We start from the raw sequence: 11,533 nt of genomic DNA on the forward strand, positions 1-11,533 counted from the left end.
CATGATTCTTGATAATTCATTTGCAATAGTCGTTGATTATGTCGATTGAACATGCTGCTGTCGGTTTTTGGTAAGTGATTGATTTCTTGTTATCAATAGCATTGTGCGAATTGAGAATATAAGACAGAGAAATCTGCGTCTGATGCGAATGGTTGGACAACCTGTTCAATGCATATGCGCGACATATCACTGAAACCAGGTACTGGCTGCAGATTCCAGATGTCCGGCGCCCGGCGCTGTCCCGCATGCCTGAAGGGGGAGGAGGGGGCTGCTCGGGGCTGACTTTGAAAGGGAGAGGCTGCACGGTTCCGGCGCAGAGGGAAGGCGCCGCCTCCAGGCGAAGCACTGATCAGCTGTTGGTGGCTATCATGGTCGCGTCACTGTTGTCAATATGCATCAAGTAACAAATTTAAATAACAGATACAGGAATTTTTTTATCCTCGATAGCTACAATGCATCGTTTTTTTAAAGCCAGCGGCCAGTAGCTACTGGGCGTGACATTCAAACATAGGCATCGGGGGGAGATTTTCGTGCGCCGCGTTTTTGCGATTCGGGCGTGGTCTGCGCTTGCGCCCGGACTGCAGGAACCTGTCCAGTGGCGGCAGTGGGCAAGGCAGCCCGTCTTGCCACAGGGTGAGGTCCGCCCGGATCTTGCCCATATCCCCCCAATCGCCCGCAGGCGCCTCGGCCCATTGGCCAGATGTGCCGTTGTTCCCGCCGATACCGTTGCGGCGCAGGCTGCATTGGCTGACCTGCCCGTGGTCTGGGCCTCGCGCTATGGCGATGCTGAAAAGTCGCTTGCCCTGCTGCAGGCGCAGGCGCTGGGGGAGGCGGTGTCTCCCACGGCATTCGGCCTGGCGGTGCATAACGGCATTGGTGCCCAGCATTCCATTTTGCGAGGCATGCGTGCCAATGCACTGTGCGTGGCATCCACCGATTGCGCGCCGGAGGCGGGCATGGTGGAAGCATTGGGTCTGCTGCACGAAGGCGCGCCGCAAGTCATGCTGGTCTGTTACGACGCGCCACTGCCTGCTCCGTATGACTGCTTTCATACAGAGCCCCAGGTGATATTCGCCTGGGCGGTCTTGCTGCAATGGGCAGCACCCGGAGAGTCCGGGTTCCTGTTGAGCAGGCAGCCCGGGATGGACGCCGCGCAGCCGGAGCCGGCCCGCGCGCCGCATTTGCAGCATTTGCCGCACGGGTTGCAGGTGTTGCAGTTTCTGTTGCACGACGGCCAGGCATCCCTGGCAGGCCCGCAGCGCCCGGCACAGCGCCGTGGTGCAGGCGGATGGCGATGGGAGCGAGCTCATGGCTGAGTGGCTCAATCGTCAGTGGCGCCTGGCGGCCACCGGCCTGTGCTTTGCCGTGTTCGGCCTGGGTGGGCTGGTGGTGCGCTGCGTAGTCTATCCGGCCTTGCTGCTGGCCATCCGCCAGCCGCAGTCGCGCCAGCTGGCTGCCCAGTCGGTGATTCATCACAGCCTGCGCTGGTTCGTGGCCCTGATGACGGGCGTCGGCGTGCTGTCCTATGAAGTGCGCGGCCGTGAACGTCTGCAGCGGCGCGGCCTGCTGATTCTTGCCAATCACCCGTCGCTGATCGACGTGGTGTTCCTGATCTCCTTCGTTCGCCATGCCGATTGCATCGTCAAGGCGGCGCTGGCGGGCAACCCTTTCACGCGCGGCCCCATCCGGGCGGCCGGCTTCATTGCCAACAGCCGTGGCGAGGGCCTGCTGAAGGACTGCCTGCGCTCTCTGGCATCCGGCAACAACCTGATCATCTTTCCCGAAGGCACGCGCACACCGCTGCATGGCCAGGTCCGGCTGCAGCGCGGCGCAGCCCATGTGGCGGTGAAGGGCTGCGTCGATATCACGCCGGTGCATATCCACTGCAGCGTGCCCATGCTGACCAAGGGCGCGCCGTGGTGGCAGGTGCCGCCGCGCAAGCCCCACTTTTTCATCGAAGTTCGTGACGACATCGGTATCGAGGCCTTTTGCCAAGGGGCGGCCAGCGACTCCGTGGCGGCTCGACATGTCACGGACCACCTGTCCACACAACTATTCAAGGAACCGTCCCGTGCCTGAGCTTGAGCAAGAAATCAAAGAACTCATCATCGAGTCCCTGGCGCTGGAGGACATCACGCCGCAGCAGATCGATGCGGGCGAGCCCCTGTTTGTCGAGGGCCTGGGGCTGGACTCTATCGATGCGCTGGAGCTGGGCCTGGCGCTGCAAAAGCGTTTCGGCGTGAGCCTGTCCGGGGACTCGGAACAGACGCGCCAGCATTTCCGCAGCGTCCAGGCGCTTGCTGCCTTCGTGGCGGCCCAGCGCACGCACTGAGTGCGGCCCTCCGCGCAGACCGCAGCAAAGACATTTTCATGAACAAAGAAACCATCTACGAACGCATCGTCGAAATCCTGACGGAAACCTTCGATATCGAGGCGGAGCGCATCACGCCCGAAGCCCGGCTCCATGACGACCTGGACATCGACAGCATTGATGCCGTGGATCTGATCGTCCAACTGAAGCCTCTGGTCGGCAGGCGGCTCAATGCCGAGGCCTTCAAGTCGGTGCGCACCATCCAGGACGTGGTCGATGCGCTGCATCAGCTGATGCAAGAAGACAGCGCTGTCGCCTGAGGAACACGCCTGCCATGCGCAAAACCGCGACAGGCCTTGTGCTGCTGGCCACGGTGCTCTATCCGCTGGCCGTCTATGCCGCGTTGGGGCGTGTGGCTGCGCACTGGATTGCCGCCGCATTGGTGGTGCTGGCGCTGGCGCGTGCCTGCAGCAGCCGCGAAGGATTTTGGTGGGTGGTCGCTGCGGGGGCGGCGGTGCTGTCTGTCGTCTCGTGGTGGCAGGGCGATGGCCTGGCGCTCAAGTTCTATCCGGTGCTGGTCAATGCCGTGCTGCTGGCCGGCTTTGGTTGGAGCCTGTGGTTTCCGCCGTCGGTGGTGGAGCGCCTGGCCCGGCTGCGGCAGCCCGATCTGCCTGCGCCGGCCGTGCGCTACACCGCCCGGGTGACGGCCGTTTGGTGCGTCTTCTTTGTCTGCAATGGCGCGGTGGCTGCCGGTACGGCCCTGTATGGCAGCGACGAGGCCTGGGCCTTGTACAACGGTTTGATCGCCTATGGGGCCATGGGGCTGCTGATGGCGGTGGAGTGGCTGGTGCGCCAGCGTGTGCGCAGGCGCCATGGATATGTGTGAGGCAAGGATGACGGCCACAAAGAGCGAACAGGGTCTGGCACTGGCATGGGTGGCATTGGCGCAGGTGGCACTGCCGCAGTCCAGGGACGCAGGGCATGTGGTGGCAAGGCCGCAGGATGCGGCGGTCACGCACGCGCAATGGGTCGATGCTGTCCGGGCGTGGTGCGCGGCCTTCCAGCGTGTGCAAGGGGTGGAAGTGGCCTTGTACTGCGGCAATCCGCTGACCTTTGCCGCTGCGCTATGGGGTGCCTGGCACGCGGGCAAGACGCCGGTGCTGGCCAGTGACCTGCATGCGCACACGCTGTCGGCGCTGCTGCCCCAGGTGGCGGCCTGCGCGGGCGAGTTGCCCCAGGCCCTGGTGCCTGATGCCGCTGGCGCGGACGGCGTGGTACTGCAGCCCCTGGACATGCACAAGGCGCGCGTCGTGCTGTTCACTTCCGGCTCCACGGGGGTGCCCGAGCGCATTGAAAAGCGGCTGTCGCAGCTGGATGCCGAAGTGCAGGCCCTGCAGGCCGTGTTCGGTGTCGGCATGGCGCAGGTGCCGCACGTGCAGGTGCTCTCCACCGTCGCGCACCATCACATCTACGGCCTGCTGTTCCGCATTCTGTGGCCGCTGGCGGCTGGCCGCGCCATGGGCACGCATCTGGCGCACTATCCCGAGGATCTGGTGCAGCCACTGCAGCAGGCGCCGCGCAGCCTGCTGGTATCGAGCCCCGCCATGCTCGGCCGCTTGCCGGCGCACCTGGACTGGTCGCAGGCGATGGAGCGGCTGGGCGGCGTGTTTTCCTCCGGCGGCCCACTGGCCGAGAGCGCCGCGCAGCACACGCTGCAACTGCTGGGCCATTCGCCCACCGAAGTCTTCGGCAGCTCTGAAACGGGCGGTATCGCCTGGCGCCGCCGCGCAGAACACGGCGAATCCTGGCAGGCCCTGCCTGGCGTGGAGCTGCGCCTGTCGGACAGCGGGCTTCTTGCCGTGCGCTCGCGCCATCTGCCTGATGCGCAGCTTTGGTGGGAGACGGCCGACCGTGCCTTGCCCGGCACCGACGGCCTGGGCTTCGTGCTGCAGGGGCGTGCAGACCGCATTGTGAAGATTGCCGAAAAAAGGGTGTCTCTGACCGCCATGGAGCGTGTTCTGGAAACCCATGGTGGAGTCCGGCAGGCCAGGGCCGTGGTGCTGGAGCAGCCTTCCGGCGCCAGCGGCATCGCTGGCGGTGCGCCGCAGCGCGTGGGCATGGTGGTGGAGCTGTGCGAAGCGGGCTGGCAGGCGTTGCAGCAGCAGGGCCGTCGCGGCATGGGTCAGGCGCTGCGCTCGCTGCTGCAACCCTGCGTGGACCGCGTGGCCTTGCCGCGCCACTGGCGTTATGTGGAGCGCATGCCCATGAATGCGCAGGGAAAGACTACGCATCACAGCCTGCTGACCTTGTTCAATCCCGTGATTCCCTTGCCGGCATGGCAGGAGCGCAGCGCGCAGCGCGCCACGGCGCAACTGCTGGTGCAGCCCCGGCTGCGCGTGCTGGAGGGGCATTTTCCCGAGGCATCCCTGGTGCCCGGCGTGGCGCAACTGCATTGGGTGGTGAGCCTGGCGAGCCAGGCCTTCGGTCTGGAGCACGGATTTGCCGACGCGCAACTGCTCAAATTCCAGCAGCCCATCCTGCCCGGCGATACGGTGCAGATGCAGCTGCAGTGGCAGCCCGAGAAAGGCTGCCTGCAGTTCGAATTGAGTTCCGCGCGGGGCGTGCATGCCAGTGGCCGCCTGCTGGAGCGCAGGCCATGAGGGCGCTGGACTTTCGTCCCACGGCCCTGATCCCCGTCTACAACCACCCCGACACGGTGGGCGTGATGGTCCGGGGCTGCCTGCACGCCGGCCTGCCGTGCCTGCTGGTGGACGACGGCTCGGAGCCGCGCTGCGCCGCCGTGCTGGATGCGCTGGCAGCGCAGCACGCAGGGCAGGTCCAGGTGCTGCGCCTGGCAAGCAACCAGGGCAAGGGTGCCGCCGTGATGGCCGGCCTGCGCGCCGCGCTGGCCCAGGGCTGCACGCATGCGCTGCAGATCGATGCCGATGGCCAGCACGCCGTCAGTGACATTCCCGCCTTCCTGGCGCTGGCCCGTGCCCACCCGGGGAGCATGGTCTGCGGGGCACCCGCCTATGACGCCAGCGTGCCCAAGGCGCGTCTTTATGGCCGGTACCTCACCCATGTGTGGGTGTGGATCAACACCTTGTCGTTGGACATTCGCGATTCCATGTGCGGCTACCGCGTGTATCCGCTGAAGACCACGGTGGCGGTGCTGGACCGCACCCGCATGGGTCGGCGCATGGAATTCGACACCGAAGTGCTGGTGCACCTGCACTGGCGCGGCGTGGCCTTCGTGACCTTGCCCACGCCTGTGACCTATCCCGCCGATGGGCTGTCGCACTTCAGGGTCTGGAGCGACAACCTTCGGATCTCCGGCATGCACGCGCGCCTGTTCGGTGGCATGCTGCTGCGCAGCCCGCAACTGTTGGCGCGCCGACTGCGAACGCGGGGGGCGTCATGAGCGGGCCTTCCACACGCAGCCCGCACCACTGGGCGCAGATCGGTGAAAGCACCTGCGTGGGCGGCATGTGGCTGCTCTACCAGCTTCACCGCTGGCTGGGCCGCTGGCCCTTTTTGCTGTGCCTGTATCCGGTCGTCGGCTACTACTGGCTCACGCGCCCGGTGGCGCGGCGCGCGTCCCTGCAGTACCTGCAGCGCCTGCAACACGCGCATGGCCTGTGGCCGCGCGGGCCGGGCTGGGTGCACGGCCTGCGGCACTTTGGTGTCTTTGCCCAGGTGATCCTGGACAAGCTGCTTGCCGTAACGAACAGCTACTGCACCGAGCATGTGCGTTTGGAGGGGCAACAGCCCTTGTTGGACCTGATGGCCCGCGGGCAAGGGGCCGTGCTGGTGACCGCGCACATGGGCTGCGTCGAGCTGTGCCAGACCCTGGCCCGGCAATGCCCTGGCCTGCAACTGACCATCCTGGTGCATACCCGGCATGCCGAGCGCTTCAACCGCCTGCTGCGCCGCATGGCGCCGGACAGCGGGGTGCAGTTGCTGCAGGTCTTGGACTTCAACATGGCCACCGCCATGGCACTGGCCGACCGCGTGGCGCGCGGGGAGTTCATCGCCATTGCCGGTGACCGCGTTCCTGTGCATGAGAGCAAGACCACGCAGGCCCTGTTTCTGGGCCATGAAGCCGCCTTCCCCTGCGGGCCCTACATCCTGTCTGCCCTGCTCAAGTGCCCGCTGTATTTCATGGGCTGCGTGCATGAGGGGCGGGGCTATGCCGTCGAGTTCGTGCCGCTTGCCGCCCAGGTTGAACTGCCGCGTGCGCGGCGCGCGCAGGCGCTGGCCGGCTATGCCCGGCTTTACGCCCAGCAGCTTGAACGCCTGCTGTGCAAGGCGCCTTATGACTGGTTCAACTTCTTCCCGTTCTGGGAGCAGGGCATGCCTGCACCTGCACCCACGCATCCTCTCAACCATGGGTAATTTGCCCTTCACGCGGAGCCTTCATGGCCACTGACCAGGAAATCGCCTCGCGCGAGCGGCTGAGCTACGAGATCGAAGTCACGCCGGCGTTCTACGACATCGACGTGATGGAAATCGTCTACCACGGCCACTACGTGCGCTATCTCGAACTGGCTCGCAGCGCCTTGCTGGCCCACTTCGACTACGACTATCCCCGCATGCGCGACTCCGGCTACGGCTGGCCCGTGGTGGACATGCGTCTCAAATACGTGCGCCCGGCGCTGTTCGGACAAAAGCTCCGGATCAAGGCCACCATCACCGAGTGGGAAAACCGCCTGCGCATCGACTACCTGATCAGCGATGCCGCCACGGGCGAGAAAGTGAACACGGCCCACACCACCCAGGTGGCCGTGGACATGCGCACGCGCGAGATGTGCTTTGTCTGCCCTCCCGTGCTGTGGGAACGGCTGGGGGTGCAGCCATGACTGCCCGAGGGACGCGCCTGGCTGCATGGGGCATGGCCTGCGCCCTGGCCTGTACCTTGTCTCTTCCGACTGCCTTGCAGGCCGCGCCTGCTGCCGGTGTTTCCGGCGTTGGCGACGGTTCCCTGACCGCCCCGGCCACCCAGGTGTCACAGCAGGCTCTGTTGGCCCAGGTGCGTGAGCGCGTGCAGAGCGCGCCTGTGGTGCGTGGTCAGTTCACGCAGCTCAAGACCGTGCAGGGCTTCAGGCAGCCGCTCAAATCCTCGGGCGACTTCGTCGTGGCACGTGGCAAGGGCATCGCCTGGCAGGTGCGCCAGCCCTTTGCCTCGACGCTGATCGTCAGGCCCGACAGCCTGCTGTCGCGCGGCGCCGATGGCAGCACGGCCGTGCAGATGCGCGCGCAGGACGAGCCCGTGCTGCGCACCATCAATGCCATGCTGTTTGCCGTGGTGTCGGCGGACCTGGCGCAGCTCACCCACTACTTCGAGGTCAGCGGCCAGGTGCAGGGTGCCGGCTGGAGGCTCCACCTGGTGCCGCGCGACCCCGTGCTGGCCCAGTGGCTGCAGGCGGTGGACCTGAGCGGCCAGCAGTTTGTGCAGTCCGTGCAATTGCAGGAGGCGCGCGGCGACCGCAGCCAGATCCAGATGGCGAACCCCGTTGCCGAGCAGGCGCTGCGTGCGCAGGATGCCGCACTGTTTGACTGAGCCCGCGCCATGAGCACCAGTCCATCCCCCGCGCACGACACCCGCAGCCAGGACCGTCCCGGCCTTCTGTGGCGTGCAGCCGCATTGGCCTGGCTGCTGGCCGTGCTGGTGGTGGCCGTGCACCAATGGCATTTCTGGCATGGCCAGCGCATGGACACCGATGTGCTGGCACTGTTGCCGGTCAATGAACAGGCGCCCGAGGTGACGCGCGCCACGCAGCAGCTGGCCGACCAGTTGTCGCGCCAGGTCACCGTGCTGCTGGGTACGCCCGACTGGGCCGGCAGCCGACAGGCTGCACAGCAGTTCCGGCAAAGCCTTTCACGTCAGGCGGCCGTGCCGCTGCGCGAGCAGGCGCTGGCGCAGCAGGTTTCCATGCAGGCGGCCCTGGATTTCTACCAGCCCTGGCGCCAGTCCCTGCTCACGCCGCAGCAGCGCGACCGGCTGCAGCACACGCCGGGCGAGGTCCTGGTGCAGCAGGTCCTGCAGGACCTGTACCAGCCCGGCCTGCAGGCGCGGTTGACCGACTGGATTCGTGATCCCCTGGGCCTGTGGACCCCCTGGTGGACGGCGCGCGCTGCGCAAAGCCATGCGCGGCCGCGCGACGGTGAGCTGTGGGTGTCCGGGCAGGGGCAGCAATGGGTGCTGCTGCAGTACGCGCTGTCGGGCTCGGCGTTTCGCCTGTCGGGCGAACCCGTGCTGCAGGACGCGCTGCAGCAGGCCCTGGCCGATGTGCGCCGGCAGTGGCCCGATGCGCAACTGCTGATGGCCGGCGTACCGCTGCATGCCGAGGCAGCAGCCACACAGGCGCATGGCGAGATCAACACCATCGGCTGGGGCTCCCTTGCCGCTGTCCTGCTGCTGGCGTGGCTGGCATTTCGCGCCGTGCGCCCGATGGCCCTGGTGGGCCTGTCCCTGCTGATCGGCACGGCGGTGGCGCTGAGCGTGACGGCGGCCCTTTTCGGCCAGGTGCATTTGCTGACCCTGGTGTTCGGCGCCAGCCTGGTGGGTGTGGCCGAGGACTATGGCATTCACTACTTTGCTGCCCGGCAGGGCGCCCCACGGCGCACGCCGCATGCGCTGATGCGTTCCCTGCTGCCGGCACTGTGGCTGGCGCTGGGCACCAGCGTGATTGCCTACCTGGCATTGGGCGTCGCGGCTTTTCCGGGACTGCGGCAGATGGCCGTTTTCTCCGTGGTGGGACTGGCCGCCGCCATGTTGACAGTGGTCTGCTGGTTCCCCTGGCTGGACCGGGGCCACATGCCCGCCAGCCCCGCTGCACGGCGCATAGGCCTGAGCCTGATGGCCTGGCCGCGATGGCGCGCAGCGCTGCCGGGTTCGGTGGTGCTGGGCGCCGCCATGGCGGCCTGGCTGGCGTGGGGCGGGCGCCTGAACATCCAGGACGATGTGCGCCAGCTGCAAAACGGCGCGCCTGCCCTGGTTGCCCAGCAGCGCCAGGTGGGTGACATGCTGGGCCTGCCCAGCCCGGCCCAGTTCTACCTGCTCGACGGGGCCAGCGACCAGGAGCTGCTGCAGCGCGAGGAGCTGCTCAAGCAGCGGCTTGATGTGCTGGTGCAGCATGGTCAGCTTGCCGGTTACACGGCTGTGTCCGACTGGGTGCCTTCCGCCCGGCGCCAGAGCGAGGATCTGGCCCTGGTGCGCCGTGTCGAGGACCAGGCGCTGCAAGGGATCAATGCCCAATTGGGCGAGTCTTTCAGTGCGCCTGCCGCCGCACCGGTGCAGCCCCTGACCGTGCAGGCCTGGCTGGAGCAGTCCATCTCCGCGGCGGCCGGCCCCCTGTGGCTGGGCGAGCGCGATGGCCGTTGGCGCAGCATGCTCATGCTGCGCGGCGTGGCCGGTCAGGCCGCACTGCCGGGGCTGGCGCAGGCAGCGCAGGGGCTGGAGGGCGTGGCCTGGGTGGACAAGCCCGCCGAGATCTCCGGCCTGCTGCAGCGCTACCGCCTGTCCATGACGCAACTGCTGGTGCTGGGCCACTGCCTGGTGCTGGCCGCTCTGTGGCTGCGCTTTGGCCGCAAGGCCTGGCGAGCCTGGCTGCCCACTGTGCTGGCCAGTCTGGCGGTGGCGGTGGTCCTGTCCGTCTGGGGCCAGCCCTGGCAGCTTTTCAACGTGCTGGCGCTGATGCTGTTGCTGGGCGTGGGCATTGACTACGGCATCTTCCTGCAGGAGCACGAGGACGATCCCCACGCCTGGCTGGCCGTGGTGATCGGCGCGGCCAGCACCTGGCTGTCGTTCGGCCTGCTGGGCCTGTCCCAGACGCCGGCCTTGCGGGCCTTTGGCGTCACGCTGATGCTGGGCCTGCCGCTGGTGCTGGTGCTGGCGCCGCTGTTTCGCGCGCCGCCGCAGGCGCCTGCCGGCACCCCTCTCTGAAAAAGACACCGTACATGCAACGTACCGAACAGACTGAAATCCTGATCATTGGCGCCGGTCCCTCCGGCGCCGTGGCGGCGGGCCTGCTGCGCCGGCAGGGGCGCCGGGTGCTCATCCTGGAGAAGGAAGAGTTCCCGCGCTTTTCCATTGGCGAGAGCCTGCTGCCGCAAAGCATGGCCTACATCGAGCAGGCCGGCATGCTGCAGGACGTGGTGGAGGCGGGCTTCCAGCACAAGAACGGCGCGGCCTTCGCCCGGGGCGATCTGCGCACGGCCTTCGACTTCCGTGACAAGTTCTCCTGCGGATGGGGCACGACGTATCAGGTGCAGCGCGCCCATTTCGACAAGGTGCTTGCCGATGCCGCCCAGAAGGCGGGCGCCGAGATCCGCTATCGCCATACGGTGACCGGCGTGGACGTGGCAGGCGCCCAGCCGCAGGTCACGGCCCGCACGCCGCAAGGCGAGGAATATGTGGTGCAGGCCCGCCATCTGCTGGATGCCAGCGGTTTTGCGCGCATCTTGCCGCGCATGCTGGGGCTGGAGCGGCCCTCCGGTTTTCCCGTGCGCGCGGCCCTGTTCACGCATGTCGAGGATCGCATCGCCGCACAGGACATGGACCGCGACAAGATCCTGATTTCCGTGCATCCCGAGCACCGGCATGTATGGTTCTGGACCATTCCGTTTTCCAATGGCCGCAGCTCGCAGGGCGTTGTCGCCACGCCCGAATTCCTGGAGCGCTATGCGGGCTCCGAGGTCGAGCGCCTGCGCGCCATCATTGCCGAGACGCCCAGCCTCGCGCAGGTGCTGCGAAATGCCCGGTGGGACACGCCGGGTCGTTCGCTCACGGGCTACTCGGCCAATGTGACGGCGCTGTGGGGCCCGGGCTATGCCTTGCTGGGCAATGCGGGCGAGTTTCTGGACCCGGTGTTCTCCAGCGGCGTGACCATTGCCCTGAAGTCGGCCAGTCTGGCCGCCGACTGCATCGCCCGCAGCTGGCAGGGCGAGGCGGTGGACTGGCAACAGGACTATGCCCAGCCGCTGCAGGCAGGTGTCGATACCTTTCGTGCGTTCGTGCAGGGCTGGTACGACGGCAGCTTTCAGGATGTGATCTTCCACCCGTCGCATGCGCCGGACATCCGCCGCATGATCTCGTCCATCCTCGCCGGCTACGCCTGGGATGGACGCAACCCCTATGTGGCCGAGCCAGAGCGCCGCTTGAACGTGCTGAGCCAGCTTTGCCAGCCTGCGCAAGGGGTGATGGCATGAGGCGGCTGCGCG

12 protein-coding genes are annotated in these 11,533 nt (G+C 66.7%); all 12 read left to right on the plus strand.

Annotated features, from left to right (window positions below; translation table 11 throughout):
• Positions 1–530 precede the first annotated feature (530 nt).
• Genes ACUTR7_RS10770 through ACUTR7_RS10825 form a run of 12 tightly spaced genes read left to right on the plus strand, consistent with a single transcriptional unit; the run spans position 531 to position 11,521 of the window.
• Positions 531–1,316, plus strand: coding sequence for a beta-ketoacyl synthase chain length factor (locus ACUTR7_RS10770; RefSeq protein WP_445608850.1), 786 nt, complete (start codon positions 531–533; stop codon positions 1,314–1,316).
• A complete protein-coding gene (locus ACUTR7_RS10775) occupies positions 1,309–2,079 on the plus strand; it encodes a lysophospholipid acyltransferase family protein (RefSeq protein WP_445608823.1) in 771 nt (256 codons plus the stop codon). Before ACUTR7_RS10770 ends, ACUTR7_RS10775 begins: the two co-directional genes overlap by 8 nt.
• Complete coding sequence (locus tag ACUTR7_RS10780; protein ID WP_128422704.1) at positions 2,072–2,332, plus strand: phosphopantetheine-binding protein; 261 nt, start codon at positions 2,072–2,074, stop codon at positions 2,330–2,332. The genes ACUTR7_RS10775 and ACUTR7_RS10780 overlap by 8 nt, the downstream gene beginning before the upstream one ends.
• 38 nt (positions 2,333–2,370) lie before the next feature.
• A complete protein-coding gene (locus ACUTR7_RS10785) occupies positions 2,371–2,631 on the plus strand; it encodes an acyl carrier protein (protein WP_017406831.1) in 261 nt (86 codons plus the stop codon).
• A gap of 14 nt (positions 2,632–2,645) precedes the next feature.
• Entirely contained in the window at positions 2,646–3,197 is a 552-nt protein-coding gene (locus ACUTR7_RS10790; protein ID WP_445608824.1) for a hypothetical protein, read from the plus strand.
• 7 nt (positions 3,198–3,204) lie between these two features.
• Positions 3,205–4,971, plus strand: a complete 1,767-nt coding sequence (locus ACUTR7_RS10795) for an AMP-binding protein (protein WP_216293434.1) — start codon at positions 3,205–3,207, stop codon at positions 4,969–4,971.
• On the plus strand, positions 4,968–5,732 hold the full coding sequence (locus ACUTR7_RS10800; RefSeq protein WP_216293433.1) for a glycosyltransferase family 2 protein: 765 nt from the start codon (positions 4,968–4,970) through the stop codon (positions 5,730–5,732). The genes ACUTR7_RS10795 and ACUTR7_RS10800 overlap by 4 nt, the downstream gene beginning before the upstream one ends.
• Positions 5,729–6,706 (plus strand): LpxL/LpxP family acyltransferase, encoded by a 978-nt coding sequence (locus ACUTR7_RS10805; RefSeq protein WP_445608825.1) that lies wholly within the window; start codon positions 5,729–5,731, stop codon positions 6,704–6,706. Before ACUTR7_RS10800 ends, ACUTR7_RS10805 begins: the two co-directional genes overlap by 4 nt.
• Positions 6,707–6,729: 23 nt before the next feature.
• Positions 6,730–7,170: an acyl-CoA thioesterase gene (locus tag ACUTR7_RS10810; RefSeq protein ID WP_017406826.1), complete on the plus strand. Its 441-nt coding sequence runs from the start codon at positions 6,730–6,732 to the stop codon at positions 7,168–7,170.
• Between the two features lie 56 nt (positions 7,171–7,226).
• Positions 7,227–7,871 (plus strand): outer membrane lipoprotein carrier protein LolA, encoded by a 645-nt coding sequence (locus tag ACUTR7_RS10815; protein ID WP_224985975.1) that lies wholly within the window; start codon positions 7,227–7,229, stop codon positions 7,869–7,871.
• Between the two features lie 9 nt (positions 7,872–7,880).
• Positions 7,881–10,256, plus strand: coding sequence for an MMPL family transporter (locus ACUTR7_RS10820; RefSeq protein WP_445608826.1), 2,376 nt, complete (start codon positions 7,881–7,883; stop codon positions 10,254–10,256).
• Between the two features lie 14 nt (positions 10,257–10,270).
• Positions 10,271–11,521 carry an NAD(P)/FAD-dependent oxidoreductase gene (locus ACUTR7_RS10825; RefSeq protein WP_097202605.1) on the plus strand — a complete coding sequence of 417 codons (1,251 nt, stop codon included), beginning with the start codon at positions 10,271–10,273 and terminating at the stop codon, positions 11,519–11,521.
• Positions 11,522–11,533: the final 12 nt, after the last annotated feature.

It is taken from the genome of Delftia sp. NA_296.1 (genome assembly GCF_052692095.1).